The 26,232-nt window shown below is 57.5% G+C and carries 26 protein-coding genes; 22 read left to right on the top strand and 4 right to left on the bottom strand.

Features of this window, described 5'->3' with window-relative positions; all coding sequences use genetic code 11:
- The 11 genes from ffh to HALA3H3_RS05065 all read left to right on the top strand — a co-directional run.
- Positions 1-1,136, top strand: a 1,136-nt coding sequence (gene ffh / locus HALA3H3_RS05115; protein ID WP_053856904.1) for a signal recognition particle protein, incomplete at its 5' end; no start/stop codon positions are given.
- A 257-nt stretch (positions 1,137-1,393) separates the two neighbouring features.
- The gene (gene rpsP, locus HALA3H3_RS05110) at positions 1,394-1,642 is read left to right on the top strand and encodes a 30S ribosomal protein S16 (RefSeq protein WP_007111767.1); all 249 of its coding nucleotides are present in this window, start codon (positions 1,394-1,396) and stop codon (positions 1,640-1,642) included.
- Positions 1,643-1,717: 75 nt separating this feature from the next.
- Positions 1,718-2,263 (top strand): ribosome maturation factor RimM, encoded by a 546-nt coding sequence (gene rimM / locus HALA3H3_RS05105; protein WP_022520233.1) that lies wholly within the window; start codon positions 1,718-1,720, stop codon positions 2,261-2,263.
- 101 nt (positions 2,264-2,364) lie between these two features.
- A complete protein-coding gene (gene trmD, locus HALA3H3_RS05100; RefSeq protein WP_053857134.1) occupies positions 2,365-3,126 on the top strand; it encodes a tRNA (guanosine(37)-N1)-methyltransferase TrmD in 762 nt (253 codons plus the stop codon).
- A 142-nt stretch (positions 3,127-3,268) separates the two neighbouring features.
- Positions 3,269-3,625 (top strand): 50S ribosomal protein L19, encoded by a 357-nt coding sequence (rplS, locus tag HALA3H3_RS05095; protein WP_008958726.1) that lies wholly within the window; start codon positions 3,269-3,271, stop codon positions 3,623-3,625.
- A 132-nt stretch (positions 3,626-3,757) separates the two neighbouring features.
- Positions 3,758-4,639, top strand: coding sequence for a site-specific tyrosine recombinase XerD (gene xerD / locus HALA3H3_RS05090; protein WP_022520231.1), 882 nt, complete (start codon positions 3,758-3,760; stop codon positions 4,637-4,639).
- Complete coding sequence (locus tag HALA3H3_RS05085) at positions 4,614-5,417, top strand: DsbC family protein (protein WP_022520230.1); 804 nt, start codon at positions 4,614-4,616, stop codon at positions 5,415-5,417. The genes xerD and HALA3H3_RS05085 overlap by 26 nt, the downstream gene beginning before the upstream one ends.
- Before the next feature lie 110 nt (positions 5,418-5,527).
- Positions 5,528-6,844: a homoserine dehydrogenase gene (locus HALA3H3_RS05080; protein WP_022520229.1), complete on the top strand. Its 1,317-nt coding sequence runs from the start codon at positions 5,528-5,530 to the stop codon at positions 6,842-6,844.
- A gap of 6 nt (positions 6,845-6,850) precedes the next feature.
- A complete protein-coding gene (gene thrC, locus HALA3H3_RS05075) occupies positions 6,851-8,239 on the top strand; it encodes a threonine synthase (protein ID WP_022520228.1) in 1,389 nt (462 codons plus the stop codon).
- A 7-nt stretch (positions 8,240-8,246) separates the two neighbouring features.
- Positions 8,247-10,043, top strand: coding sequence for a single-stranded-DNA-specific exonuclease RecJ (locus HALA3H3_RS05070; RefSeq protein WP_022520227.1), 1,797 nt, complete (start codon positions 8,247-8,249; stop codon positions 10,041-10,043).
- 45 nt (positions 10,044-10,088) lie between these two features.
- The gene (locus HALA3H3_RS05065; RefSeq protein WP_022520226.1) at positions 10,089-10,718 is read left to right on the top strand and encodes a YitT family protein; all 630 of its coding nucleotides are present in this window, start codon (positions 10,089-10,091) and stop codon (positions 10,716-10,718) included.
- 74 nt (positions 10,719-10,792) lie between these two features.
- On the opposite strand, the gene HALA3H3_RS05060 is transcribed toward HALA3H3_RS05065, so the two are convergent.
- Together HALA3H3_RS05060 and HALA3H3_RS05055 are read right to left on the bottom strand one after the other, a co-directional pair.
- On the bottom strand, positions 10,793-13,366 hold the full coding sequence (locus HALA3H3_RS05060; protein WP_022520225.1) for a heavy metal translocating P-type ATPase: 2,574 nt from the start codon (positions 13,364-13,366) through the stop codon (positions 10,793-10,795).
- Positions 13,363-13,791: a MerR family transcriptional regulator gene (locus HALA3H3_RS05055; RefSeq protein ID WP_022520224.1), complete on the bottom strand. Its 429-nt coding sequence runs from the start codon at positions 13,789-13,791 to the stop codon at positions 13,363-13,365. Before HALA3H3_RS05055 ends, HALA3H3_RS05060 begins: the two co-directional genes overlap by 4 nt.
- Before the next feature lie 263 nt (positions 13,792-14,054).
- Here HALA3H3_RS05055 and HALA3H3_RS05050 point away from each other — a divergent pair, with 263 nt between their 5' ends.
- From HALA3H3_RS05050 to rimI, 8 genes are all read left to right on the top strand, one after another.
- The gene (locus HALA3H3_RS05050; RefSeq protein ID WP_022520223.1) at positions 14,055-15,404 is read left to right on the top strand and encodes an OmpP1/FadL family transporter; all 1,350 of its coding nucleotides are present in this window, start codon (positions 14,055-14,057) and stop codon (positions 15,402-15,404) included.
- A 162-nt stretch (positions 15,405-15,566) separates the two neighbouring features.
- Positions 15,567-16,665 (top strand): peptide chain release factor 2 gene (gene prfB, locus HALA3H3_RS05045; RefSeq protein WP_138800386.1). Its coding sequence is split into 2 segments (ribosomal slippage): positions 15,567-15,641 and positions 15,643-16,665, totalling 1,098 coding nucleotides; the frame shifts between segments, so codons are not numbered across the junction.
- 34 nt (positions 16,666-16,699) lie between these two features.
- Positions 16,700-18,211 carry a lysine--tRNA ligase gene (gene lysS / locus HALA3H3_RS05040; RefSeq protein ID WP_022520221.1) on the top strand — a complete coding sequence of 504 codons (1,512 nt, stop codon included), beginning with the start codon at positions 16,700-16,702 and terminating at the stop codon, positions 18,209-18,211.
- Positions 18,212-18,295: 84 nt separating this feature from the next.
- Positions 18,296-18,682 carry a hypothetical protein gene (locus HALA3H3_RS05035; protein WP_022520220.1) on the top strand — a complete coding sequence of 129 codons (387 nt, stop codon included), beginning with the start codon at positions 18,296-18,298 and terminating at the stop codon, positions 18,680-18,682.
- 238 nt (positions 18,683-18,920) lie between these two features.
- Positions 18,921-20,324, top strand: coding sequence for an MFS transporter (locus HALA3H3_RS05030; protein WP_022520219.1), 1,404 nt, complete (start codon positions 18,921-18,923; stop codon positions 20,322-20,324).
- A 43-nt stretch (positions 20,325-20,367) separates the two neighbouring features.
- Positions 20,368-20,676, top strand: a complete 309-nt coding sequence (locus HALA3H3_RS05025) for a BolA family protein (protein WP_022520218.1) — start codon at positions 20,368-20,370, stop codon at positions 20,674-20,676.
- Entirely contained in the window at positions 20,673-21,611 is a 939-nt protein-coding gene (locus HALA3H3_RS05020; RefSeq protein ID WP_022520217.1) for a hypothetical protein, read from the top strand. The genes HALA3H3_RS05025 and HALA3H3_RS05020 overlap by 4 nt, the downstream gene beginning before the upstream one ends.
- Positions 21,601-22,050 (top strand): ribosomal protein S18-alanine N-acetyltransferase, encoded by a 450-nt coding sequence (gene rimI / locus HALA3H3_RS05015; RefSeq protein ID WP_022520216.1) that lies wholly within the window; start codon positions 21,601-21,603, stop codon positions 22,048-22,050. Before HALA3H3_RS05020 ends, rimI begins: the two co-directional genes overlap by 11 nt.
- Positions 22,051-22,074: 24 nt before the next feature.
- Here rimI and zapB read toward each other — a convergent pair whose 3' ends face one another.
- On the bottom strand, positions 22,075-22,269 hold the full coding sequence (zapB, locus tag HALA3H3_RS05010; RefSeq protein WP_022520215.1) for a cell division protein ZapB: 195 nt from the start codon (positions 22,267-22,269) through the stop codon (positions 22,075-22,077).
- A gap of 134 nt (positions 22,270-22,403) precedes the next feature.
- Positions 22,404-23,048: a 16S rRNA (guanine(966)-N(2))-methyltransferase RsmD gene (rsmD, locus tag HALA3H3_RS05005; protein WP_022520214.1), complete on the bottom strand. Its 645-nt coding sequence runs from the start codon at positions 23,046-23,048 to the stop codon at positions 22,404-22,406.
- 90 nt (positions 23,049-23,138) lie between these two features.
- Here rsmD and ftsY point away from each other — a divergent pair, with 90 nt between their 5' ends.
- From ftsY to ftsX, 3 genes are read left to right on the top strand one after another with little or no spacing between them, the layout of a single operon-like run.
- Complete coding sequence (ftsY, locus tag HALA3H3_RS05000) at positions 23,139-24,344, top strand: signal recognition particle-docking protein FtsY (RefSeq protein ID WP_022520213.1); 1,206 nt, start codon at positions 23,139-23,141, stop codon at positions 24,342-24,344.
- Positions 24,341-25,009 (top strand): cell division ATP-binding protein FtsE, encoded by a 669-nt coding sequence (gene ftsE / locus HALA3H3_RS04995; RefSeq protein WP_022520212.1) that lies wholly within the window; start codon positions 24,341-24,343, stop codon positions 25,007-25,009. Before ftsY ends, ftsE begins: the two co-directional genes overlap by 4 nt.
- Entirely contained in the window at positions 25,006-26,055 is a 1,050-nt protein-coding gene (gene ftsX, locus HALA3H3_RS04990; protein ID WP_022520211.1) for a permease-like cell division protein FtsX, read from the top strand. Before ftsE ends, ftsX begins: the two co-directional genes overlap by 4 nt.
- The last annotated feature ends 177 nt before the right edge of the window (positions 26,056-26,232 follow it).

The following is a 26,232-nucleotide window of genomic DNA, read 5'->3' as shown; positions in this document are numbered from 1 at the left end:
CCCCCGCCGTTGTGTTAATGGCTGGTCTACAGGGTGCGGGTAAAACCACCTCTGTGGCCAAGTTGGCCCGCTACCTGCGCGAACGCGAGAAGAAGAAAGTCTTGGTAGTGTCTGCCGACGTTTATCGCCCGGCAGCCATTGACCAGCTTGAAACCCTGGCCAAAGAGGTTGAGGTAGATTTCTTCCCCTCACGCTCTGACCAGCAGCCGGTCGCGATTGCCGAAGCGGCTATCAAGCACGCCAAGATCCAGTTTCACGATGTGGTGCTGATCGATACCGCCGGTCGTCTGGCGATTGATGAAGCCATGATGGCGGAGATCCAGGCACTGCATAAAGCGGTCTCGCCTCAAGAAACGCTGTTTGTCGTCGACGCCATGACCGGCCAGGATGCCGCCAATACCGCTAAGGCGTTCAGCGAAGCGCTGCCGCTAACCGGCGTTATTCTGACCAAGGCCGACGGTGATGCCCGCGGCGGTGCGGCGCTTTCAGTACGTCACATTACCGGTAAGCCAATCAAGTTCATGGGTGTCGGCGAGAAAGTCGATGCCCTGGAGCCCTTCCACCCAGACCGGGTCGCCTCGCGCATCTTGGGCATGGGCGACATGCTGTCGCTGATCGAGGAAGCCGAACGCACCGTCGATAAGTCCAAAGCCGAGAAGCTGGCCAAAAAGGTCAAGAAAGGTGACGGTTTTGACCTGGAAGATTTTCGCGACCAGCTCCAGCAGCTCAAGAAAATGGGCGGTATGGGTGGCCTGATGGGCAAATTGCCGGGTATGGGGCAAATGGCCGAGATGGCCCAAGGCCCCGGTCCCGAGAAAGAGCTGGGTAAGCTGGAAGCATTGATCAACTCCATGACGCCCAAAGAGCGCCGCAAGCCCGATATTATCAACGGCTCACGCAAACGCCGTATTGCCTCGGGTGCTGGTCTGCAAGTACCTGACCTTAATCGTCTGCTCAAGCAGCATAAGCAGATGCAGAAAATGATGAAGAAGGCGGGCCAGAAAGGCGGTATGCAGAAAATGATGCGCGGCATGTCAGGCATGATGGGCGGCGGTGGTCCGGGTGGGCCTGGCGGAATGGGCGGCCCTGGTGGCATGGGCGGTATGGGTGGCCCAGGCGGATTGCCCCGGCGTTAAGGCACCCATCGTAAAGTGCTGATGCGCTTGGTGAGGTTGACGGCCTATCAGTTTTCTGGCTGTCAGGCTTTCCAAGCCGAGCGCATTTGCGTAGAATGCGGCCTCTTCATGCGTGGGTGTTGCGTAAAAGCGCGTTAATCGCGGTGGCAGCGCCTATTCAATGAAGGCCTTTATAAGCATGTAGCACGACGAGTGTTCCGATAGCGGTAAGCGCTATAAAAACACTCTCGTAACCTCAACCGAAGGATAGTTATCGTATGGTTACCATTCGTTTGGCCCGTGGTGGCGCCAAGAAGCGTCCCTTTTACCACCTGACCGTTACCGACTCGCGTAACGCTCGCGACGGTCGTTTCATCGAGCGTATCGGCTTCTTCAACCCGGTTGCCCGTGGTCAGGAAGAGCGTCTGCGCGTTGACCTAGACCGCGTTGTTCACTGGCAGAGCCAAGGCGCCCAGCTGTCTGGTCGTGTTGCTGAGCTGGTAAAAGAAGCACGCAAACAGGCCTAAGCCTGCTTTTGAGTCTTGATGTCTGAGACTTGTTGCGTGAGAAAGAATATGAGTGCTGGGTAGCTGAGGTCGTCGATGACGCGTTTTGAAATAAGCCAAACTGACGACACGCATGTGGTGCTAGGCAAGCTGACTAGCCCTTATGGGGTGAAAGGTTGGCTAAAGGTGTACTCCTACACTAGCCCAATGGACAGCATTCTTGAGTACCCGGAATGGTGGGTGCGCCAAGGTGAAACCCTGAAGCGCATTAGCATTGTTCAGGGACGTCGGCAGGGCAAAGGACTAGTGGTGCAGCTTGAAGGGGTCGATGACCGTAGTGCGGCGGAAGCATTAGCCCAAACGGACATTTTGATGCCCAAAGAGGCGCTGCCTGAGCTTTCCGACGATGAGTATTATTGGCATGAGCTTGAAGGCATGGCGGTCTTCACTCAGGCCGGCGAACGGCTAGGACGGGTAAGCTACCTGTTTGAAACCGGCGCCAACGATGTCATGGTAGTTCGCGGCGATTCAGATTCAATCGACAAGCGCGAGCGACTGCTGCCATTTTTGCCAGACGACGTCATTATCGAAATCAGTTCCCAAGAGGGCCGTATGGTCGTCGACTGGGATCCTGAGTTTTGACCAAACTTATGAACAGTTTGAGTAATGATGCATCTACCGACTCATCAGAGCCGGATAATGGCAACGTGCCGGAAACGGAGAGCGAAGCAGCAGCGCCTGCCATGTGGATTGGAGTAGTCTCGTTGTTTCCCGAGATGTTCGACGCGCTAACGCAACAAGGCGTGATCGGCAGAGCGGTAGAGAAACAGCGTATCGCGCTGGAATTTTGGAATCCCCGGGATTACGCCACTGACCGCCACCGCAGCGTCGATGACCGCCCCTATGGCGGTGGTCCAGGCATGTTGATGAAAGTTGACACTCTGCGCGCAGCGATCTTTGCAGCCCGGGAACGGGCGCAGCAAGCCACCGGCTTAGTGCCGACGGTGATCTACCTCTCGCCCCAGGGGCGTAAACTGGATCAGCAGGGCGTTCAAGCACTGGCTTCCGCCGGGCCGTTAGTGGTCGTGGCAGGACGCTATGAAGGCATTGATGAACGCGTGGTGGAGAGTGACATCGATGAAGAGTGGTCGATTGGCGACTATGTGTTGAGCGGCGGTGAGCTGCCAGCAATGGTGCTAATTGATGCAGCGGCAAGGCTGATTCCCGGCGTGCTGGGCCATCAGGACTCCGCTGTCGAAGACTCGTTTAATGACGGTCTGTTAGACTGCCCGCACTATACCCGTCCGGAAATAATTGACGGGCGCCAAGTGCCGGATGTGCTGTTAAGCGGTAATCATGCAGCCATCAAGCGCTGGCGGTTAAAGCAGTCACTAGGTCGTACATGGCAGCGTCGTCCGGATCTGTTGGAAGGGCGACCGTTAGACGCCGAACAGCGCAAGCTGTTGAACGAGTTTATCGAGGAACACGCTCTGTCCACTAATTAGGCCAGAGCGGCGGTGCAGGGCGAAAAAGCGCACCTGTGTCACCCATAACGACTCCCGCGTAGCTCGTTTCGAGCGCCGGGATCACGGCTTCCGCCACCCATGATTGAGCGGTCAAGCCAACACGTTATTCAGGAGTATGATGATGAGCAGCAAAAGCAAAGTGATCCAGGCGATCGAATCTGAGCAAATGGGCAAGGAAATTCCTGCCTTTGCCCCCGGCGACACCATTGTCGTTCAGGTAAAAGTAAAAGAAGGTACTCGCGAGCGTCTGCAGGCGTTTGAAGGTGTGGTCATCGGTAAGCGTAACCGTGGCCTGAACTCCGCTTTCACCGTGCGTAAAATTTCTCACGGCGTTGGCGTAGAGCGTACTTTCCAGACCTACAGCCCGCTGGTTGACTCAATCGAAGTCAAGCGTCGTGGTGACGTGCGTCAAGCCAAGCTTTACTACCTGCGCGAGCGCAGCGGTCGTTCTGCACGTATCAAGGAAAAGTTGGCTTAAAACGCCACTGTTCCCAAGGCGAGCGCAGTACTTTGATCTGCGTCTCGCCTGGATACCAAGACCCCGTCACCGCTTTGCGGGGCGGGGTTTTGTTTATGTCGCTCAATAAAAGCGACTGGAGGTTACTAACGTATGAGCGTTATTGATGCTTTTTTGGATGCTCTCTGGCTTGAGCAGGGCGCCAGCGATCATACGTTAGCCGCCTATCGGCGTGACTTAACCGCCTGGCAAAGTCACCTGGAGAGCCACGGTGAAGCCCTCTTGGCACCGCCGCCCGAGCGCCTTAGTGAGTGGTTGGCCAGCCGCCGAGAAGAAGGCTATCAACTGCGCAGCAATGCCCGATTGCTGTCGACGCTGCGCAGCTTCTACCGCTGGGGGCGTCTTAATAACCAGGTGACGAGCGACCCACTCACCGACATCAAGCTGCCGCGAGTCATACCCGGCTTGCCTAATACGTTGGAAGAGGACGAGGTAGAGCGCCTGCTGTTAGCGCCAGATACCGATACGCCGCTGGGTGTTCGTGACCGCGCCATGCTGGAACTGCTTTACGCCTGCGGTTTGCGGGTGTCTGAGTTGGTAGGGCTCACCGGCGATGCGGTCAACCTGCGCCAAAACGTGGTGCGGGTGCGCGGTAAAGGCGATAAGGATCGCCTGGTGCCCATGGGTGAAGAGGCCGCAGATTGGATTGCGCACTACATGGAGACTGCGCGTTTGGCCTTGATGAGCGACCCAACACGCCCCGCGCTGTTTCCAGGCCGGGGCGATAAGGCCATGACTCGGCAAACGTTTTGGCATCGTATTAAGGTGCATGCGATAACGGCAGGGATTACCCGCCCACTGTCGCCACATACGCTTCGCCATGCATTTGCCACCCATTTATTGAATCATGGGGCCAATTTGCGGGTCGTACAGCTGCTGCTAGGTCATAGTGATCTGTCGACGACCCAAATTTATACCCATGTAGCCCAGGCCCGCTTGGAAAGCCTACATGCAGAACATCACCCACGAGGTTAAATTGAAGATGCGTCAACGCCGTTTTGTAACTCTACCTTTACTAACACCTTTCTCGATGCTGGCGTGTTTGCTAACCGCCAGCCTGTTACCTTCCGCTGCCCAGGCTGACGACGTGGCAGATCGACTGGTTGAATCACTGAGCGTCAATGGCCAGTCGATGCCCGTGGAAGCGGTCACCGAAACACCGATGGATGGCGTTTACCACGTGCGGTTGGAGAGCGGCGAATCGTTTTACACCAATGCAGACGGCAGCCACTTCCTGGTCGGCGACCTATATGAAAATGCGCCCGATGGGTTGATCAATTTGACCGAGCAGGAACAGAACCAAGAGCGTGCCGATGCACTGGCCGCAGTACCTGAAAGTGAGCGAGTGATCTTCCGCGGTGCCGATGAGCCAAAGGCTACCGTAACGGTATTTACCGATCCTAGCTGCCCTTACTGCGCACGTTTGCACGACACTATTCCAGAATTGAACGAGCGCGGCATTGCCGTTCACTATTTGGCGTTTCCTCGCGCGGGTATGGGAAGTCAAGCCGCCACCACGCTGCAACAGGTGTGGTGTTCGGACAACCGCAGCGAAGCGATGACCCAAGCCAAGGAAGGAGAGGCTATTTCAAGCGCAGCAAGCTGCGACAATCCTGTGGCGGGGCAGTATGATCTGGGTAAGGCGCTGGGAGTACAGGGTACGCCAGCGATTATTTTGCCCAATGGGCAGCTAGTGCCGGGTTTTGTGCCCCCCGAGCGACTCTCCGCCATGTTAGGCTTGGACGACGAATAACGTCACATTAAAAGATAATGCAAAACGCTGAGACACGGTCTTTAAGATCGTATTCAAAACCGTAATTAAGGCCAGCACCGCCAGGTGCACAACACGAAAGGGGAAGTATTTTGAAACCGGTAAGAGTAGGTATTTGTGGTCTAGGCACTGTCGGTGGCGGCACCTTTAACGTATTGACCCGCAATGCTGACGATATTTCGCGTCGTGCTGGCCGCCCTATTGTGATTGAGCAGGTTGCTCACCGCAGTATTCATCCTGACTGCGATATTACCGGCATCAATGCCACCTCCGACGTGTTTGAAGTCGCCACCAATCCCAATGTGGATGTCCTGGTGGAGCTCATTGGTGGTTACGATATCGCCCGCGAGCTGGTACTTACCGCCATTGAAAACGGCAAGCACGTGGTCACCGCCAACAAAGCGCTGATTGCCGTGCACGGTAACGAAATCTTCAAGGCCGCTCACGAAAAGGGCGTTATCGTGGCGTTTGAAGCCGCGGTAGCTGGCGGTATACCGGTGATCAAATCGCTGCGCGAAGGCCTGGGGGCCAACCGCATTGAGTGGGTGGCCGGCATTATCAACGGCACCGGTAACTATATTCTTACCCATATGCGTGATGAAGGCCGCGCCTTTGAAGACGTGCTCGCGGAAGCTCAGGCGTTGGGCTACGCCGAATCTGATCCGACCTTTGACGTTGAAGGCATCGACGCCGCGCACAAGCTGACAATTTTGGCCTCAATTGCCTACGGCGTGCCGCTGCAGTTTGAGAAGGCCTTCACCGAAGGCATTTCACGGATTACTGCGGAAGATGTCGAGCAGGCCGACAATCTGGGCTATGTGATCAAGCACCTGGGTATCTCCAAGCGTACCGATCAAGGCCTGGAGCTGCGCGTTCATCCCACGCTGATTCCCAAAGAGCGCCTGCTGGCCAATGTTCACGGCGTAAAAAATGCCATTGCGGTAATGGGCGACGCGGTTGGGCCAACGCTCTACTACGGAGCCGGAGCGGGTGCAGAACCGACGGCATCAGCGGTGGTGGCCGATTTACTCGACGTGGCGCGGGATATCTCCACCGAGCACCGCTACCGGGTGCCGTACCTGGCCTTCAGTGGCATCGACGAAGACGTCAGCCAACTGCCCATCATGCCGATGGAAGACATCATCACGGCTTACTACCTGCGTCTATTGGCGGTGGATCGCCCCGGCGTGTTGGCGCGGGTCGCCACGATTCTATCTGAGCAGGGCATCTCGATCGAGGCACTGATTCAGAAAGAAGCCACCGAAGGCGAGCTGGTGCCGATCATTCTGCTGACTCACCGCACCAAAGAGAAGCAAATGAACGCAGCGATTCGCGAAATCGAATCCATGGCCGATATTGCGGGCCCCGTCACGCGTATTCGCGTGGAAAGCTTGAGTGAAGGGGAGTAAGCCTAGATGCGCTATATCAGTACGCGTGGGCAGGCGCCCGCGCTCTCCTTTGAAGAAGTAGTGCTCACCGGGATGGCCAGCGATGGCGGCCTGTATGTGCCGGAAACACTGCCTGAATTCTCCCGCGAAGAGCTGGCCGACATGGCCGGGCTCTCCTACGCGGAAATCGCCTTTCGGGTGATGAAGCCGTTTGTGAACGGTGAGATCGACGACGCGACCTTCCGCAACATCGTCACTGAGGCCTACGCGACCTTTAATCACGACGCCGTGCTGCCGCTCAAACAGCTGGATGCCAATCACTTCCTGCTTGAGCAGTTCCACGGCCCGACCCTAGCGTTTAAAGATGTAGCGCTTCAGCTGCTTGGCCGCCTGCTTGATCACTTCCTGAAAAAGCGCGGCGAGCGTGCGGTGATCATGGGCGCGACCTCTGGTGATACCGGTTCGGCGGCGATTGAAGGCTGCCGCCACTGCGACAACCTGGATATCTTTATCCTGCATCCGCATAACCGTGTTTCCGAAGTGCAGCGCCGCCAAATGACCTCGGTGCTGGCTAATAACGTCTTTAACATTGCCATCGAAGGTAATTTTGACGACGCCCAGGCGATGGTCAAAGCCAGCTTTGCCGACCAGACGTTCCTCAACGGCACGCGCCTGGTCGCAGTGAACTCGATCAATTGGGCGCGCATTATGGCGCAGATCGTTTACTACATTGCGTCAGGCGTTGCCTTGGGTGCGCCGCACCGTGAGGTGAGCTTCTGTGTGCCGTCGGCTAACTTCGGCAACGTGTTTGCGGGCTACATGGCCTACAAAATGGGGCTGCCGGTAAAGCAGTTCATCATCGCCACCAACGCCAACGACATTCTGCACCGCACGCTGGCCGCCAACGATTTCTCGAAAAAAGAGCTGGCGGCGACGCTGGCGCCATCGATGGATATCGTGGTGTCGTCGAATTTTGAGCGCCTGCTGTTTGACGCCTACGACCGCGATGGCCTGGCCGTGGCGGCGCTGCTTGAGCGCTTTCAGCAGGAACCAACGGCGCTGGCCGATGCGCCGCTGGCCAAGCTGCGCGAGAAGTTCTCCAGCTACAGCGTGGACGATGCGACGATTCTGGAAGTGATCCGCGATGCCCATAAGCGCACCGGTGAAATGCTCGACCCGCACACCGCCACCGGCTATCGTGCCGCCGAGCGGGCCAGGGCAGATCAATCAACGCCGATGATAACGCTGGCCACTGCACACCCGGCCAAGTTTGCCGAAGCCGTGGTGAAAGCGGGCTTCCTGGGCGTGCCACTGCCGCCGCATATGGAAGACCTCATTGAGCGCGAGGAGCGCTATACCGTTCTACCCGCCGAGCTTGCCGCCGTGCAGCAGTTTGTTGTGGAAAACCGGCGTTGAGGTGTTAATGACCTCAACCGTCGATTTACCCCATAGCACCACCCGGCCTCGCTTAGAGCCTCGTCCTGTGGACGAGGCGCTTTATGTCCGTGCACAAGCGGAAGGGTTAAGCGAACTGCAGGCGCGATTGCTAGCCTCCCGCTTGCCTGGTTACAGCGGCGAGCTGCAACCGTTAATCGAGCCCAGCCTGCGTTATCTGGCCCACCCGGAGAAACTGGCCGACGGTCGCCGCGCCGCCGAACGTATCGCTCAGGCGGTGGCAGAGGGTGAGGCCATCGGCATTCTCACCGACTACGACGTGGATGGCATTACCTCCCACGTGGTGATTAGGCGCACGTTGGTGGAGCTGTTTGGGGTGCCAGAGGGCAAGCTACATAGCCTGATTGGCCACCGTATTCACGACGGCTATGGGATTAGCCTACCGCTGGTAGAGCGCACCTTGGCTCAAAAGCCGTTTCCCACCCTGGTGATTACCGCCGATTGTGGTAGCTCTGATGAGCCGCGTATCGCGCGATTAAAAGCGGCAGGTATCGACGTGGTAGTCAGCGACCACCACGCCCTGCCCAGTGAGGGGCCGCCAAGCTCGGCATTCGCCTGTGTTAACCCTACCCGTGATGACTGTGAGTATCCCGACAAAACCATCGCTGGCTGTATGGTGGCGTGGCTGTTGATGTCACTGGCACGCGGTGTGCTGATTGAGTGGGGCGCGCTATCAGAGTCGACGCCCAAACTGTCACCCTGGCTCTCTTACGTAGCGCTAGGCACGGTAGCGGATTGTGTCTCCTTAGGTGGCAGCCCCGCCAACCGCGCGGTGGTCAATCAAGGGTTGAAGCTGATCAACCGTATGGATGCGGCCTGCTGGCGCGCTATGGCTACGCGCTTGGGCGCCGACAGCGTGCCGTTTAATGCCGAGACGCTAGCATTTCAGATGGGGCCGCGTATTAACGCGCGTTCGCGGCTGGATGACCCCTACGCGGCGCTGCACTTTATGCTGGCTGAGAATGATGGGGTCGCCAATCGTCAGCTCGACGTGCTGGATCAGGATAATCAGTCCCGCAAAGCGATTGAAGCCGATATGGCCGCCGAGGCGCGCACTCTGGCGGTAAGTGCGTTAACCGCCGATGAGCCCGCCGTGGTGGTGCTGTTGGAAGATGGCCACCCTGGCGTACAAGGCATCGTCGCCTCGCGGTTGGTGCAGGCCTACGGGCGCCCGGCGCTGGTGCTAACACAAGCTTCAGCACCGGGCATGCTAACCGGCTCGGGCCGTTCGATTGACGGGCTGCACCTGCGCGATGCCCTACAGCGCACCTTTGAGCTTGCACCCCAGGCGTTACCGCGCTTTGGCGGCCATAGTGGCGCGGCAGGCGTGGGCGTGCCACGGGATCAGCTTGACGCCTTTAAAGCGGCTTTCCTGCAGGCAGTGGGCGAGCAGCTGGAGGGGCGAACGCTCTATCCGCGCCTATGGACGGATGGCGAGCTTTCTACGGCGCAGCTTTCGCTGACAACCCTGCAAGAGATCGAAACCCTTGGCCCCTACGGGCGTGAATTCGACCCGCCGCTGTTTGAAGGGCGTTTTATTGTCGAGGCGCTGCGCCCGGTGGGTGCCGACGGCGCGCACCTGATGCTGGAGCTTTCCACTGGCCCGGTGACCTGCAAAGCGATCTGGTTTCGCGCCTTAACGCCGGGAGAACTGCCTGGGTTTAACGTGGGGGATACGCTGCACTGTGCTTACAAACTTAATCGCAACCGCTGGCGTGGCCGCGAGACGCTGCAGTTAATGGTCGAGCACGCCAGCCCAATTTAAGCTGTACATTGCATCATCTACTGGCAACTTAAGTAAGGACGCCCCATGCGCGTGGAAGATTTACCCAAGGATCAGCATCGCCCCTATGAAGATATGATGGCGATGCTGCTGGGCACGTTCTTTGTCGCGCTGGGAGTGACCTTTTACACCCATGCGGTGCTATTGACCGGCAGTACGGCAGGCTTAGCGCTGCTGTTGAGCTACATCACCAGCAGCATTACCGGCTGGGGCTTTGGAGTGTACTTTTTTGCCATTAACCTGCCGTTTTACTACTTGGCGGTGAAGCGGATGGGGTGGAGTTTTACCCTACGCACCTTTGCCGCCATCGGCTTAGTATCGCTGTTTTCAGAGTTAACTCAAGGCTGGGTGCAATTTGCCAACGTGCCCTCGATCTACGCCGCCTTGATGGGCGGCGCGCTGATGGGCATTGGTATGCTGATGCTGTTTCGCCACCGTACCAGCCTGGGCGGTATCAATATCCTCGCGCTCTACTTGCAGGATAAACACGGCCTGCGCGCAGGCTATGTTCAACTGGCCATTGATGGCGTTATCCTGCTGGTAGCCCTGACCCAACTACCGTTGGACCGCGTGGGCTATTCGGTGCTAGGGGCGCTGACGCTCAACCTGATTATCGCCCTGAACCATAAGCCAGGGCGATATATTGGAGTGAGCTAAAAACGTTTAGCCAAGCCAGAACCACCACACGATCAGTGCAATGAGCCCCAGGCCTGCCAAGTTGATCAATAAGCTCATGAGGCGTCCTCCTGGCTGGTTTTCCATAGCCGCAAGCGGTTGGCGTTACTCACCACGGTGATGGAAGAGAGTGACATGGCAGCGCCCGCTATCATCGGTGAGAGCAGCATACCGGTTAGCGGGTAGAGCACCCCCGCCGCGATAGGAATACACAGCAGGTTGTAGCCAAAGGCGCCCACCAGGTTCTGTTTGATATTGCGCAGCGTGGCGCGGCTGATCTCTATCGCTGACGCCACCCCGTGCAGCGAGCCGCGCATTAGCGTGATGCCCGCGCTCTCAATCGCCACATCGGTGCCTTGGCCAATGGCAAAGCCTACGTTCGCCCGGGCCAGCGCCGGGGCATCATTGATGCCATCGCCCACCATGCCAACGATTTCTCCCGCCTTTTGACGGCGCTCGATCTCAGCGTGCTTGTCCTCGGGTAGCAGGCCTGCGCGGTACTCATCAATACCCACTTCCTGAGCAATGGCCTTGGCGGTGTGCTCGTTATCGCCGGTTAACATGACAATCGTTAAGCCGTCTTTTTGCAGGCGCTTGATCGCGGCCACGGTGTCGTGGCGAAGCGGGTCGCTGATGCCAAACAGGGCGGCCAGTTTGCCATCCACCGCCAAGTACACCAGCGTGCGAGCCTGCTCTTCTAGGGCGCGTGCTTGCTCTTCACCCGCCTTGAGATCCACCCCTACCTCGCTCAATAGACGTGCATTGCCCAGCAGCAGCGCTTTGCCGTCGGCGGTTTGGGCTTTTACTCCGCCACCGGTCACGCTGTCGAAACCATTAATCTCGGCAGGGTTAGCCTCGTGTTCATCCGCGTAGGTCATTAACGCCGCCGCCAATGGGTGCTCGGAGCTGCGTTCCAGCGCGTGCACCAATGCCAGCGCGGTGGATTGCTCTACGCCAAACATCTGCGCATCAGTGACGCTGGGCTTGCCCTGGGTGAGCGTGCCGGTTTTATCGACTACTAGCGTGGTCAGCTTGCTAGCGGTTTGCAGCGCCTCGCCGCTGCGTACCAGCACCCCATGCTCTGCCGCTTTACCGACGCCGATCATGGTCGAGATCGGCGTCGCCAGACCCAGCGCGCAGGGACAGGCAATAATCAGCACGGTGGTCGCCGTCACCAGCATATGGATCACCTGGGGAGCGGGCCCTAGGTTGAACCACACCAGGGCCGTCAATACGGCAATGATCATTACCGCAGGCACAAAAACGCTGGAGACCTGGTCGGCTAGCTCGCCAATCGGTGGACGCGAGTTTTGAGCGCTCGCTACCTGTTCGGTAATCTGCCCCAGGCGAGTGTCGGTGCCCACCCGCGTGGCGCGATAGATCAAGCCGCCTTTGCCATTCACCGTGCCAGCGCTGACTTCATCTCCCGCGCTTTTGGCGATGGGGAGTGGCTCGCCGGTAAGCATCGACTCATCGATATGGCTTTGGCCTTCAACGACGTCTCCATCCACCGGTAAACGCTCGCCGGGGCGTACTCGTACGTGGTCGCCAGCGCGCACCGCATCAATCTCAATCTCCTGCTCGTGACCGTCGCGAATCACCCGCGCTGTTCGGCTCTGTAGATCAAGCAGGCGCTTTAGCGCATCGCTGGTGCGGCCCCGGGCACGTAGCTCCATGGCATTGCCGAGTAGAATCAGCCCGATCACCATGGCTGAGGCTTCAAAATAGATCCCCTGAGCGACTTCTGGCAGCCACGGCGCAAACAGCACCACGGCCATGGAGTAGAGCCAGGCGGTGCCGGTGCCCATGGCCACCAGGGTATCCATATTGGCTTGGCGATGCTTAAACTGCTTCCAGGCGTTGACGAAAAAGTGGCGTCCTGGGAAGGCCAAAATACCCAAGGTTAACAAGCCGATCACCAGCCAGTAGAGACGCCCCATGCCCATCGGGTGGGGATGGAAAAAAAGCATGCTGAGCATCAGCGGAATCGCCAGTGCCAGCGAGATCGCGCTGCCGCGCAGCCGTTTTTGGTAAGTCTTGGCATCCTGCTCTGCACGAGTGCGTTCTGCTTCCCGCATATCCACAATCGGTTCGGCGCCATAGCCAGCTGACTCAACGGCGGCGATTAACGCTTGGGTCTTTGCACTGCCAAACACCTGGGCGGAGTGGGTGCCAAAATTGACGCTGGCGGTGTCGACTCCCTCAGTTCGCTCTAGTGCTTTCTGCACGCTCTTAACGCAGCTGGCGCAGGTCATCCCGCTAATCGCCAGACGCTGCTTTTTACCTTGGCCTTGGGAGGGGGGACTTGCAGCCTTTTCAGCCTTAGCGGGTGGCGTGGTATCTGGTTGCTTAGTTGCTCCGTCTGGGGCTGCTTCCTCCAGCGCTGCTTCACCGGGCGGGTAGCCCGCCTCGGTCAAGCGTTGATCAAGCTCGGCGTCGGTTAGCGATGAAACAACCTCTAGGCGTTTTTCGCTAGGCGTGCCGATCACTTCGGCACTTGGGTCACCGTTTTGTACTGCCTCGCGCATACGCTTGACGCAGCCCTGGCAATTCATGCCAGGAATAGTTCGCGTGGTGACTCCATTGGCAGGGCTCACGTTTGAGGCGGCTTCGGTAGAGGCGTCGCTCATGGGGTCTCCTTGGTAGGCGTGGCGTCAGGAAAACTCTCAATCAGGCGGCACACGCTGTGGCCGTCGGGGGAGCCGTTGGGCATTTGCTGCCAGCTCTCCATGGCCTGTTCCATTCGTTCGGCTAGCGCTTCCAGCTCGGCAATACGTGCGCGGATTTGCGGCAGGCGGCTGGCGAGTAAGTCGCGTACCAGTGGGCAGGGAGAGTCGCCTTGGTCGGCGTGGGTCAAAATGTCGCGAATCTCAGCCACGCTAAAACCTAATTTGCGCGCCCGCTGAATAAAACGCAGCCGCTCTAAGTCGGTATCCGAAAATAGCTGATAGCCGTTATCCGGGTGGCGCTGAGGAGCAAGTAGCCGCTCACGAGCGTAGTGACGCACGGTCTCAGCGGTAACACCGCCCCGTTTGGCAAGCTCAGTAACTTTCATGGCCTGTTCTCCCGACCGGTTAAATAGTGGTTATTTAGTGTAGAACCTATGGGTAACCCATAGGTCAAGGCCTCTTGGCTCAGTAAGCTGAAATGACTAAAACACTGATTTAAAACGACCGTGCGACTAATGTATAAGCCAAAAATAAAATAAAACGAACGTTTGCCCTTGAACCTTTGGCTCAGTTGCGAGAAAACAGTCATGTAAAAATAAAGAGGGTGGATCGTCGGTATCCACTGGATCATCGGGAAGAGAGGCCCACTATGAATAATAAATTTAATAAGCTCACCCTGGCTGCTGCCATTACGGCCGCTTTTGCCAGCCAAGCCCACGCGGGCGGGTATCAAATTAACGAGCAGAGCGTGAGTGGGCAGGGCTATGGCCATGCCGGGCGAAGCTCTAACATCCATGATGCAACCATTGTGTACGGTAACCCAGCGGGTATGTCGTTTTTAGACCGTGCCCAGGTGACCGTTGGTGGCACGTATCTAAACGTGAATACTGACATCTCTAATGTCGAAGCTTCTCGCTATATCGACTCCGGGGTCGCGCTTGGTGGCGCGCCAAATGGCAATCAGATTCCCGTTGGTAGTATCCCCGGTGGGAATGATGGCGATATGGTGCCGGGGACGCCGATCCCCTTTGCGTTTTATGCGCACCCGGTGACCGACCAACTTGCATTCGGGTTTGGGGTGTATGCACCCTTTGGCTCAAAAACCGATTATGAAGATGATTTCCAGGGTCGCTACTTTGGCGACTACACCGAAGTCAAGGTGGTCAGTGCACAGCCGACGGTTTCTTACCGCTTTAATGACCAGTGGTCAGTAGGCGCGGGGATTACTTACAACCGTGTGGAAGGCGAACTACGCCGACAAGTACCCAGTGAGGCCACCTTTAACCCAGATGCCGACATCGACTCGCGGGTTGATGGTGACGACGAAGCGTGGGGCTATAACTTAGGCGTAATCTATCGTCCAGTACCTGAAACCACCCTGGGGCTGACTTACCGCTCGAAAGTAGACTACACCTTGGAAGGTGATTTTAGCGCTACTGATCCCCTGGGTAATGTCGTTCGCTCAGATACTGCTAGCCTGGATTTGACCACCCCTGAGACGGTTAACTTCTCGCTTACCCAGCAAATGACTGACCGTCTCAAGCTGATGTTCGGTGCATCCTGGGTGCGTTGGAGCCACTTTGATCAAATTTTGGTTACCGGCAGCCAAGGCGATACGATTACCCAAGAGTTTCAGAACTATTCAAACGCCTGGGCGTTTGCCACTGGCGGCGAGTACCAGTTAACCAAGACATTGGCGCTTCGTGCTGGGGTTACGTTAGACATGACGCCGACCAATGATGAGGATCGTAGCGTACGTATTCCTTCCGATGATCGGCGTATTTTCTCGCTGGGGGCAGGATGGAGCCCAACGCCTGACCTGACTGTCGATGTTGCCTACTCCTATCTGTCAGAGCGCGGCACCTTTGTTGAGCAGGATCGTAGCGACCTGCTGGCCAGCCAGGCCACGGGTGGCCAGCCGGTTGGCGGGGCCTCCTACTCAGCCGACTACAAAAACGAAGCTCACGGTTTTGGTGCTCAGTTAACCTATCGCTTTTAAGCCCTAAAGAGCCAAACCCCAATGAAACCCGGCGCATGCCGGGTTTTTTATTGCCTAGTGGCAGGCCATTGGATGCGGGGCGTGTCGGCTTTCGTTACACTATGCGCTTTTCTGATCGATACACCTCTGTACGATCCGAGTAGACCAAGCTAGGGCGATCCCATGTTGGAAACCAATCCGATTCACAACCAGCTCAAGGACCTGTCTGAGCGGACAGACGTTCTTAGGGGGTATCTTTGACTATGCCGAGAAGAAAGATCGGCTAGAAGAGGTCACCCGCGAACTGGAAGACCCCAATGTCTGGAACGATCCAGACTACGCGCAGAAGTTAGGCAAAGAGCGCGCCTCCCTCGAAGCCATAGTGGCCACCATTGATGAACTTGAGCAGGGCCTTGGCGATAGCCGGGATCTGCTAGAGCTTGCAGAAATGGAAGAGGATGAAGGCACCGTCGAAGAAGTGTGCAAAGAGCTGGACAGCATGCAGGCGGCGTTAGAAAAGCTTGAGTTTCGGCGCATGTTCTCCGGTGAAATGGATCAGAACAACGCCTACCTGGAAATTCAGTCCGGCTCTGGTGGCACCGAAGCCCAGGATTGGGCCAATATTTTATTGCGCATGTACCTGCGCTGGGCAGAGAGCCACGGCTTCAAAGCCGATATCACTGAAATCTCTGCTGGCGAAGTGGCGGGCATTAAGTCGGCCACGGTGCATATCCAAGGCGATTACGCTTTCGGCTGGCTGCGTACTGAAACCGGCGTGCACCGCCTAGTGCGTAAAAGCCCGTTTGATTCCGGTGGTCGTCGGCATACCTCGTTTGCCTCGGTATTCCTGTCCCCGGAAATTGACGACAGTTTCGAGGTAGAGATTAATCCCTCGGACTTGCGCGTCGATACCTACCGTTCCAGCGGCGCGGGCGGTCAGCACGTAAACACCACCGATTCGGCCGTGCGGATTACCCACGAGCCGACCGGGATCGTCGTGGCCTGCCAGGGGCAACGCAGCCAGCACGCCAACCGCGATTTTGCCATGAAGCAGTTGAAAGCGCGGTTGTGGGAACACGAGATGCAAAAGCGCAACGCCGCCAAGCAGGAGGCCGAGGACTCCAAGGCTGACATCGGCTGGGGCAGCCAGATTCGCTCTTACGTGCTGGATGACCAGCGCATCAAGGATTTGCGCACCAGCGTGCAGTCCAGCAACTGCGATAAAGTGCTCGACGGGGATATTGATCAATTTATCGTCGCCAGCTTGAAGCAAGGTTTGTAATTTTTTTAGCGTTTGAACATGAACAGGGTGCCCCATGGCTAACCAAGACGCGTCTCCTGCAGACAACGAAAACCACCTGATCGCCGAGCGCCGTGCCAAGTTGACTGCTCGCCGTGAGCGCGCCGCTGAGCAGGGAAAGAGTGCGTTTCCCAATGATTTTCGCCGCGACAGCCTAACCGTCGAGCTGCAAAATGCCTTCGGCGATAAAGACAAGGCCGAGCTTGAAGCGCTGGATCACCACGCCGCTGTGGCGGGTCGTGTGATGCGTCAACGTGGCCCCTTCATCGTCATTCAGGATGTGGCCGGGCAAATCCAGCTCTACGTGGATAAAAAGGGCCTGCCCGCCGACGTGCTGGAAGACGTTAAAAGCTGGGATATCGGTGACATCGTCGCTGCCCACGGGCCGGTGCATAAATCCGGCAAGGGCGATCTGTACGTGATGATGAAAGAGGCGCAGCTGCTCACCAAGAGCCTGCGCCCGCTGCCGGACAAGTTTCACGGTCTCACCGATATGGAAGCCCGCTATCGCCAGCGCTATGTGGATCTGATCATGAATCCGCAGTCGCGCAAGGTGTTTGAAACCCGCGCAGCGGTCATCAGCTCCATGCGCCGCTTCTTTGAAGCGCGTGGTTTTATGGAAGTAGAGACACCGATGCTCCAGCCGATCCCCGGCGGAGCGGCGGCTCGGCCGTTCATTACCCACCACAATGCGCTGGATATCGACATGTATCTGCGTATTGCGCCAGAGCTTTACCTCAAGCGTCTGGTGGTGGGCGGTTTTGAGAAAGTGTTCGAGATTAACCGCAACTTCCGCAACGAAGGGTTATCAACGCGCCACAACCCAGAATTCACCATGGTGGAGTTCTACTGGGCCTATGCGGATTACCGCGACCTGCTGGATATGACCGAAGCGATGCTGCGCACCGCCGCTGAAGAAGTGCTCGGTAACTCAGTGATTGAGTATCAGGGCGCGAGCTACGATTTCGGCAAACCTTTTGCCCGCTTAACGCTACGTCAGGCGATTCTTGATCATGGAGACGGCATTGCCGACAGCGATTTGGATTCGCTGGAAGCGGCGCGGGCAACCGCCGAGAAACTGGGCATCAAGGTCAAAGAGAGCTGGGGCCTGGGCAAGGTGCAAACGGAGATATTCGAAGAGGTTGCCGAGCATAAGCTCGACCAGCCGACCTTTATCACCGAATACCCGGCTGAAGTGAGTCCGCTTGCCCGGCGTAATGACGCCAATCCCTTCGTTACTGACCGCTTTGAGTTCTTTGTCGGTGGTCGCGAAATCGCCAATGGTTTCTCGGAGCTTAACGACGCAGAAGATCAGGCGGAGCGCTTCCGTGCCCAGTCCGCGGAAAAAGATGCCGGTGACCTGGAAGCAATGTACTACGATGCAGATTACGTGCGTGCTTTGGAGTACGGCATGCCGCCCACCGCGGGCGAAGGCATCGGTATTGACCGCTTGGTGATGCTGTTCACCGACAGCGCATCGATTCGCGATGTGTTGCTGTTCCCGGCGATGCGCCCTGAAGTGGACTAACACGCTACGATAACGGATGAAAAGTTGGTAAGGGCGCGTTATAGCGCCCATAATGGTCAACGTTTCGACGGCGAGGAGAATCCCATGAAACTGCTTAACCGCTCCGCACTGAGCGTCAGGCCGACCCAGCCCTTTGTGGACTGGATCAACGCGCTGGAACCCACCATGGGAGACGACGACCTGACCCTGGACGACGTCGAACGTGAAAGTACCATTTACCTGATTCCAGAGATGGATACCCCGGAAGCGCTGGAAACTTTTGTGCGCGACCGCTACGTGGAAATTCTCGAGACTGAGCTGCGCGCTTGGGAAGAGGACGAACGGCAGTGGCCGGATAAACTCGACTGGGCATTGTTCCAGGAGTTTGTGCGCGTCGAGCACAGCTACCTGGCCATTGATCTAGACGACGAAACGGCGCTGGAAATCTCAGAAGTCGATGATGCGTTACTGCTCGATAGTGAGCAGGACTAGCCGTTAGCGTGCTAGTATTTAGGCAAGCCTAGTATTACATAAGCCCAGTGTTTGCCTGCGCGTTTGGCTGGTAACAGCCCGCTAGTGCACTGTGAAATGCCACACTGTTAAATAGCGCACTTCGAAACCGGCTTAGGCCGGTTTCATCGTTTTTAACGCTGTGTCTTTAGACGCAGTGTCTTTAATCGTTTCGCGTTGGCCGTTTCGTTTAAGATCTCTCCTGCCTAGGAACGCTTGCATGCGACTGTTTGAAACCCGCCCCGGCGACGATGGCCTGCCTGGGCCTGAACGCGCCCTTGCTGTGCTAGCGCTGGTGACCGGTACCTTGATGGCGGTGGTCGATACCACCATGATCAATCTAGCGCTGCCCACTATTGCCGCCGACTTGAATGTGTCGGCATCCCGAGCGGTATGGATTACCAACCTGTTTCAGGTTGTTTGTGCGGCTTTTTTGCTCGTGTTTGCGGGCATTAGTGAATTGATCACACGTCGCAGGCTCTACCTGTTTGGACTGGCCACCTTTGTCGCGGCCGCGCTAGGGGCAGCACTATCACGCAATTTAGAAACGTTGCTGGTATTTCGTGCCTTTCAGGGGCTAGGTGCTGCGGCCACACTATCGATTGGCCCATCGCTCTATCGAGCCATTTTCCCCTCGCGCCTCTTGGGCAGCGCCCTTGGCTTGAGTGCCTTGGTGGTGGCCGGTGGGTACGCGGCAGGGCCCACGCTGAGTGGGGTAATCCTGTCCTTTGCCGACTGGCCCTGGCTGTTTGCGCTAAATGTGCCGTTGGGTCTTTGCTCGTTATGGCTCGCCAAGCGTGCGCTGCCCCGAGAAGAGCCACGCAAAGGCAGTTTTGATGTGGCTGGGGCGCTGCTCTCGATCGTTATGCTGGCCAGCTTCTTTATTGCCATGGACGCCGTGAGCCACGCCGCGCCGATTTGGCAAAGCGGCGGCTGGGTACTGTTGGCAGTATTGGCCTGTGCTGGGTTTATTGCGCGTCAGCGTCGTGCGCCGTATCCACTGTTGCCGCTTAGCGTGTTTGCCGAGCTGCGCTTTACACTGGCGGTATCGGCCTCTGGGCTTGCCTTTATAGGTCAGGGCCTTACGTTTGTAGCGCTGTCGTTTTTCTACCAGGAGCAGATGGGTTTTTCGCCACTGGAAACCGCTTGGCTGTTCACTCCTTGGCCACTGGCTATCATGTTCGTTGGCCCTGTAGCGGGGCGCTTAGCCGACCGTATTAATCCCAGTATTCTCTCCAGCGCGGGGCTTGGCCTACTTATCATTGGCCTGATTGCGCTGGCGCTGGTCGATGAGTCGACCGGCGTGGCGGGAAGTCTATGGCGCACTGCGCTATGCGGTATTGGTTTTGGCCTGTTCCAGCCACCCAACAATCGCGAAATGATGGGTAGTCTGCCACCGGAGCGCAGTTCCAACGTCTCTGGCGTCATGAGCACCACGCGTACCGTCGGGCAGTCGTTTGGCGTGGCCTTAGTCGGTGCTGCATTGGCGCTAGGCTGGCCGGTACAGGTAACGCTCTGGCTGGGGGCGGCGACCACGCTGCTGGCACTCTTGGCAAGCGTGGCGCGTATGCCGCTGGCAAGGCGTGCGTTACACGCTCGACGGGCATCGTCTGCGGGCCAGTAAGCGCGTACAATAAAATGGTTTGTGATCTCTCAAGGAGAACCTTATGACGCTGCAGACACAGATTGAGCAGAAGTTAACGGCACTCGCGCCGGACGTGCTGCAGGTTGAAAACGAAAGCCATATGCACAACGTGCCCGCGAACTCTGAAACCCACTTCAAAGTGACACTAGTGAGTGACTCCTTCGACGGCATGATGCCGGTGAAGCGTCACCAGCAAATTTATGCGCTGTTGGCCGATGAGCTTTCCGGACCGGTGCACGCCTTAGCGCTGCATCTTTATACCCCCAGCGAGTGGCAGGCACGCGGCGGTGAACGCCCGAATTCACCCAACTGTCGCGGCGGCGGGAAGTGAATCAAGAAGTTACTCGGCGCCACTACCTGGACGCCATGGGTATTACCGCCTGGGCCGCGAAGTACCAGTTGCCTAATGCGCTGCCCACCGAGGCCTGCGAGTGGGAAGATTCGACGCCTGCCCCTACGCCACCTCGGGAGCGGCTACAGGCATTGCTGGACGACGCCCCTGCGCCCAAGCGGCAAACGTCCAAACCTCAACCGTCCGAACTTCAATCTTCCGACCCCCAGGCCTCAGGCGAAGCCATTGCCTCACCCTCGGCGGTGCGGGCACTGCTGGGTCAAGACAAGCAGCGTGCGGACAAGCCGGGCCAAAATAAGCCGGCGATTGCCAACCCGGAGACGGCGACTTCCAGCGCGGAAACCGTGCCAGCCAAACCGCTTAAGTTCGCGCTCTCCTGCGTTTGTCTTGAGGGCCGCTGGATGGTGCTGCAGGCGGGGGAAATGAGTCCGCTTGAGCAGCAGCTACTGGCCAACCTGTTACAGGCCGCGGGCATTCAGCGTGGAGCGTTGCCGGAAGTGAGCCACTTCACCTGGCCGCAAATGGCCAACGCCTTTGCGGTGGAGGATCCCCTGGACGAAGCCCGCGAGGGCTTGGCGGCGTTTATCGCTGGAAGCGCGAGCCGACAGGGGTGGCGGTTAGAGCGATTACTCTGGTGGGGTGAGTTGGAAGCCGAGCCTGATACCGAATCTGGAGCTGAACAAGCGCCGCTGGAGCGCATACTGAACGTGGCTGAAGGTCACAGCCAAACGCTTTCGCTGCCCTTATGGCAGGGCCCCTCACTTGGGGCGCTCCTCGACGGTAGCCATAGTAAGCGCGACCTCTGGCCAGCGCTGCAGGCGTTAGGCCAGCAGTGGGAAGCCGATAAGGCGACTGGCGCTCAGGCAGTGGGCACTCAGTTAGAAAGTGCTCAGCAGGCAACGGATGATCACTGAACTCAACGTTGAGCACCTAGCCCTACTGATTGCGCTTGAGTACCGGGCGCAGAGCGGTACTTCTGAGACGCAAATGCTGGCAGCGTTGGGCAGCCAGGATACCTGTGTACTGGGCTGGTGGCAGGATGAGCAGTTGTTAGGGTACGCCATTGTGGCGCGACTGCCGTTTGAGGCGGAACTACAAGCCATTGGGGTACACCCAGAGCAGCGACGCAGTGGAGCAGGTCGGGCGTTGATGGAGGTCGTGCTGTCCACCGCACGCGGCTGGCTGAGCGAGCGGCTGCTGCTAGAGGTGCGGGTGAGTAATCTTAGCGCTATCCGGCTCTACCAGCGCTGCGGGTTTAGCGAAGACGGACGGCGCAAAGGCTACTACCCACCGCTATCGTCGCAAGCCGCCGCAGGGCGTGAGGATGCGCTGCTGATGTCCCTGGTGCTTTAGGGCAGCAGCGCACTTATCCTGAGCCTAAGGCGTGCTGGAGGTTTCGAGGCTGTCGAACTTGCTGAGCAGGCTGTTGAGGCGACGCTCCCACTCTTCGCGCTCCTCTTTCAGCTTGGCGTTTTCGCCGCGCAGCTCTTCATTTTCCAGTTTCATCATCTCCAGTGCATCAACAGTGTCGGTGACTTTCTGCTCAAGTTGATTAAATAGCTCCAGACTCATGTATCTCTCCCTAGCGTAAAAACGAAAACCCAAAATAGGTCATAAAAAGGCACCCAAATAAACAAGCACAAAGCTTGTCAGTAGGGACGAATGAGGCGAGCGTAACGCCACCGCCGCGTGGCGGCAAGCGCTGTTTACGGTGCTTGACGTTGATAGAGCCGCGCAGTGCTTTCGCCCGCCTGGGTTTCGCGGTGCAATAGCCAGTTGGCGGGCACCTTGGGAGCCAGCGATGTCTCGGTTTCCAGGTAAATCATTGCCTCGTTATCCAGCCAGCCACTAGTTTCCAATGTCGAACAGCAGGGCGCGGCCAGCTGCTGATGGAAAGGCGGGTCAAGAAAGACCAGCGTATAGGGCTTGGCTGGGCGCGTCAGATAAGTCTGAACATCGTTAACATGCACCGCGCTTGCGGTAATATTGAGCGATGCCAGATTGGTCGACAGCTGCGCCGCTACCCGCGGGTCGCGCTCGACAAAATCGACCCAGGAGGCGCCGCGAGACACCGCTTCAATGCCTAGCGCACCGGTACCTGCGAACAGGTCGAGTACCTGCTGGCCGTAAAGCTGTTGGCCGAGCCAATTGAACAGCGTTTCACGCACGCGGTCTGGGGTTGGACGCAAGCCTGGGCTATCCAGCACCGGCAACTGACGGCGGCGGAACTCACCGCCGATGATGCGTAACTTACCAAGTGGCTTACCAACGGGTTTGCCAAGTTGTTGACCACCCCGCTGAGCAGGTGTGCGGCGGGATGTAGAGGATCGAGGGGGGCGTTGTCGTGTCATAAAGCGGATTGTAGCGGGCTGTTTATCCAAAGTCTTGGGTTACGGTGTTAGCATAACCTTAATGTCCACTATTTATGTCGGGTAACACTCATGTTTGGTTTTTTTAAACGCAAGAATAAGCAAGATCCGCAACAGGCGCCTCAAGACAAGCAGGCGCAGGAGGAGCAGTTAAAGGAGCAGCCTCAAGAGCAAGCCGATGAGATGGACATTGCAACGCCCGAGACTTCCACTGACGTTGTTGAAGAGACCTCAGAAGCGCCGGAAACTTTGCCAGAGCCAGAGCCAGAGCCAGAGCCAGAGCTGACGCCCGCGCCCGCCTTGCAAGAGAAACCGGTGGCTGACAAAAGCGACCAGAAAGGCTGGTTTGCGCGTATCAAGTCAGGCCTGGGGAAAACCCGTGCCAATTTAACTGATGGCATCGCCGATCTGTTTTTAGGTAAAAAACAGATCGATGACGAACTGCTGGAAGATCTGGAAACGCAGCTGTTAATGGCCGATGTGGGCATTGATGCGACGACCGAGATTATTGGTCGCCTAGAGGCGCGGGTCTCGCGCAAAGAGTTGAACAACCCAGAAGCCCTCTACCGTGGCCTGCAAGAAGAGTTGTCCGCCATGCTGGCGCCGGTCGCCAAGCCGCTTGTGCTGGAGAAAGCAGGCAAGGGGCCGTTTGTTATTTTAGTGGTGGGTGTTAATGGCGTGGGCAAAACCACCACCATCGGTAAGCTAACCCAGCGTTTTCAGCGCGAAGGCAAAAGCGTTATGTTGGCGGCCGGCGACACTTTCCGTGCCGCCGCTGTCGAGCAGCTCAAAGTCTGGGGCGAGCGCAACAAGGTGCCGGTCATCGCCCAACACACCGGCGCGGACAGCGCCTCGGTGATTTATGACGCGGTAGCGGCCGCCACTGCGCGAGGTGTTGATGTACTGATCGCCGATACCGCCGGACGGCTACATAACAAAAGCCACCTGATGGAAGAGCTGAAAAAAGTCCACCGGGTGATGCAGAAGCTAGATGACACCGCGCCTCATGAAGTGATGCTGGTGCTGGATGCGGGCACCGGGCAAAACGCGATTTCCCAGGCCAGTACCTTTAACGACGCCGTGCCGGTCAGCGGGATCACGCTAACCAAACTGGACGGCACCGCAAAAGGTGGGATTATTTTCGCGCTGGCTAAACAGCTGGAAACGCCGATTCGTTTTATTGGTGTGGGGGAGGGCATCGACGATCTGCGCCCCTTCGAGGCCAATGATTTTGTCCAAGCGCTATTTGACCGCCAAGGGGACGATGCCAGCGCATGATCGCCTTTGAGCATGTGGGAAAACGCTACGGTGGACGCTTTGAAGCGCTGGCACATCTTAACTTTCGGGTTGCCCGGGGCGAAATGGTGTTTCTTACCGGTCACTCCGGGGCGGGGAAAAGCTCGCTACTACGCTTAATCATGCGCCTTGAGAAACCTAGCCGTGGGCGCGTCGTCGTAGCGGGGCACGACATTGCCCAGCTGCATGCCAGCCAAGTGCCGTTCTATCGGCGCCAAATTGGCGTGGTTTTCCAGGATCATCAGCTGCTCTTTGATCGCAGCATTTTTCACAATGTTTCTCTACCGCTGGAGATTCAAGGGGTTGAACCTCGGGAAGCCGCCCGCCGTGTGCGTGCCGCGTTAGATAAAGTGGGGCTGCTGCATCGTGAAAAGGCGTTGCCCATAGAGCTCTCCGGCGGCGAGCAGCAGCGGGTCGGCATTGCCCGGGCGGTGGTTAATAAGCCCGCGCTACTGCTTGCCGATGAACCGACGGGCAATCTGGATCCCCAGCTTTCGGCGGATATCATGGCGCTATTTGAGGACTTTAATCGGATTGGTACCACCGTGATGATCGCCAGTCACGATTTGGCCCTAATTGCCCGACTGCGCCACCGCATCCTGCGCTTAAGCGACGGCAGGTTGGTAGCCGATGAGGGGGCGGTATGAGGTCATCCGCGACACCCAAGCGTCGTCAGGGAGCAGCATTAAAAACGCCGCGCAAAGCCGCTGTTAAACCAGCGGTTGAGAAAGCCCAAGCGCCACAGCGGGGCGCCAGGTCGCAGCAAACGCGCTTTTCCAGCCGCCTGCGGGCATGGGGGCGCCATCACCGCAGTATGGGGTGGGATAGCTTTCAGCGCTTGATACGCTATCCGCTGGGTAATCTCCTGACCATGCTGGCGATCGCTATTGCACTGGTACTGCCTGCGGCGCTGTGGCTAACCCTGGATAGTGCCCGCCTGCTGGATGCAGAGCTTGATGAGAGCGCCACCCTAACGGTCTACCTGGAGTTGAGTGCTGATGATGCCCAGTCGCTGCGTATCGAGGAGGCGGTCAACGCGGAACCGGGCGTGCTCGAAACCCAGCTGATCAGCGCCGAGCAGGGTATGGCGGAGTTCCAGCAGTCGCTGGGGCTCGATGATGCCTTGGCAGGGCTGGAGAGTAACCCGCTGCCTATCAGTATGGTGGTACGCCCAGAAAGCGTTGATCCAGTTGCCATGCAGCAGTTGGCCGCCCGTCTTGAAGCGCTCGCTGGGGTGGATGAGGTGCGTCTTGACCTGGCCTGGGTAGAGCGGCTGAGAAACTTAGCCGAGCTAGGTCGCCGTGTAGCGCTGGCGCTAGGGGTGCTGTTTGGTTTAGGCGTGCTGCTGGTGGTCGGTAATACCATTCGTCTCTCGGTGGAGAGTCGTCGCCGGGAAATTGAAGTCGTGATGCTCATTGGCGCCACGCATGCCTTTGTGCGACGGCCTTTCCTATACAGCGGTGCTTGGTATGGCTTAGGCGGTGGGCTGTTGGCACTGGGTTTGTTAGGTCTGGGCAATCACTGGCTTTCCCTGCCGGTATCCGCTCTGGCGGCAAGTTACGGGGCGAGTTTTTCTTTACCTCAACTCGACGTGACAGGCTCTACAATTCTGCTATCTTGCAGTACACTACTAGGTTGGTTGGGTGCCTGGTTGGCGGTGACTCGTCACCTTTCGAGTATTCGGCCAAGATAATTGATGAATTCTAAGCAGCTAATGCGATACTGCTGGTAATGCTTAACCTGCGAACTTTATGCTTGCGTTAAGGTCTCAGTATTGCAGACATTCGTATGACTGAATGTGTATGACTGAATTAGTATCACGGTTTTGTAATAGGTTATTGATAACGTGCTACGTCAACCACGATGGGTT

The organism is Halomonas sp. A3H3, from assembly GCF_000982975.1.
GTDB classification, from domain to species: domain Bacteria; phylum Pseudomonadota; class Gammaproteobacteria; order Pseudomonadales; family Halomonadaceae; genus Vreelandella; species Vreelandella titanicae.
The sequence above is the reverse complement of the archived record's forward strand: the minus strand, read 5'-3'. Positions and strand labels throughout refer to the sequence as shown.

What these genes read in the sequence shown, in the direction of transcription:
- rsmD (WP_022520214.1), bottom strand. Translation starts at nt 23,048, where the DNA reads ATGACACGACAACGCCCCCCTCGATCCTCTACATCCCGCCGCACACCT.
- HALA3H3_RS05050 (WP_022520223.1), top strand. Translation starts at nt 14,055, where the DNA reads ATGAATAATAAATTTAATAAGCTCACCCTGGCTGCTGCCATTACGGCC.
- rimI (WP_022520216.1), top strand. Translation starts at nt 21,601, where the DNA reads ATGATCACTGAACTCAACGTTGAGCACCTAGCCCTACTGATTGCGCTT.
- lysS (WP_022520221.1), top strand. Translation starts at nt 16,700, where the DNA reads ATGGCTAACCAAGACGCGTCTCCTGCAGACAACGAAAACCACCTGATC.
- HALA3H3_RS05030 (WP_022520219.1), top strand. Translation starts at nt 18,921, where the DNA reads ATGCGACTGTTTGAAACCCGCCCCGGCGACGATGGCCTGCCTGGGCCT.
- rplS (WP_008958726.1), top strand. Translation starts at nt 3,269, where the DNA reads ATGAGCAGCAAAAGCAAAGTGATCCAGGCGATCGAATCTGAGCAAATG.
- ftsY (WP_022520213.1), top strand. Translation starts at nt 23,139, where the DNA reads ATGTTTGGTTTTTTTAAACGCAAGAATAAGCAAGATCCGCAACAGGCG.
- rpsP (WP_007111767.1), top strand. Translation starts at nt 1,394, where the DNA reads ATGGTTACCATTCGTTTGGCCCGTGGTGGCGCCAAGAAGCGTCCCTTT.
- ftsE (WP_022520212.1), top strand. Translation starts at nt 24,341, where the DNA reads ATGATCGCCTTTGAGCATGTGGGAAAACGCTACGGTGGACGCTTTGAA.
- zapB (WP_022520215.1), bottom strand. Translation starts at nt 22,269, where the DNA reads ATGAGTCTGGAGCTATTTAATCAACTTGAGCAGAAAGTCACCGACACT.
- HALA3H3_RS05065 (WP_022520226.1), top strand. Translation starts at nt 10,089, where the DNA reads ATGCGCGTGGAAGATTTACCCAAGGATCAGCATCGCCCCTATGAAGAT.
- HALA3H3_RS05025 (WP_022520218.1), top strand. Translation starts at nt 20,368, where the DNA reads ATGACGCTGCAGACACAGATTGAGCAGAAGTTAACGGCACTCGCGCCG.
- trmD (WP_053857134.1), top strand. Translation starts at nt 2,365, where the DNA reads ATGTGGATTGGAGTAGTCTCGTTGTTTCCCGAGATGTTCGACGCGCTA.
- ftsX (WP_022520211.1), top strand. Translation starts at nt 25,006, where the DNA reads ATGAGGTCATCCGCGACACCCAAGCGTCGTCAGGGAGCAGCATTAAAA.
- rimM (WP_022520233.1), top strand. Translation starts at nt 1,718, where the DNA reads ATGACGCGTTTTGAAATAAGCCAAACTGACGACACGCATGTGGTGCTA.
- xerD (WP_022520231.1), top strand. Translation starts at nt 3,758, where the DNA reads ATGAGCGTTATTGATGCTTTTTTGGATGCTCTCTGGCTTGAGCAGGGC.
- thrC (WP_022520228.1), top strand. Translation starts at nt 6,851, where the DNA reads ATGCGCTATATCAGTACGCGTGGGCAGGCGCCCGCGCTCTCCTTTGAA.
- HALA3H3_RS05055 (WP_022520224.1), bottom strand. Translation starts at nt 13,791, where the DNA reads ATGAAAGTTACTGAGCTTGCCAAACGGGGCGGTGTTACCGCTGAGACC.
- HALA3H3_RS05085 (WP_022520230.1), top strand. Translation starts at nt 4,614, where the DNA reads ATGCAGAACATCACCCACGAGGTTAAATTGAAGATGCGTCAACGCCGT.
- HALA3H3_RS05070 (WP_022520227.1), top strand. Translation starts at nt 8,247, where the DNA reads ATGACCTCAACCGTCGATTTACCCCATAGCACCACCCGGCCTCGCTTA.
- HALA3H3_RS05060 (WP_022520225.1), bottom strand. Translation starts at nt 13,366, where the DNA reads ATGAGCGACGCCTCTACCGAAGCCGCCTCAAACGTGAGCCCTGCCAAT.
- HALA3H3_RS05035 (WP_022520220.1), top strand. Translation starts at nt 18,296, where the DNA reads ATGAAACTGCTTAACCGCTCCGCACTGAGCGTCAGGCCGACCCAGCCC.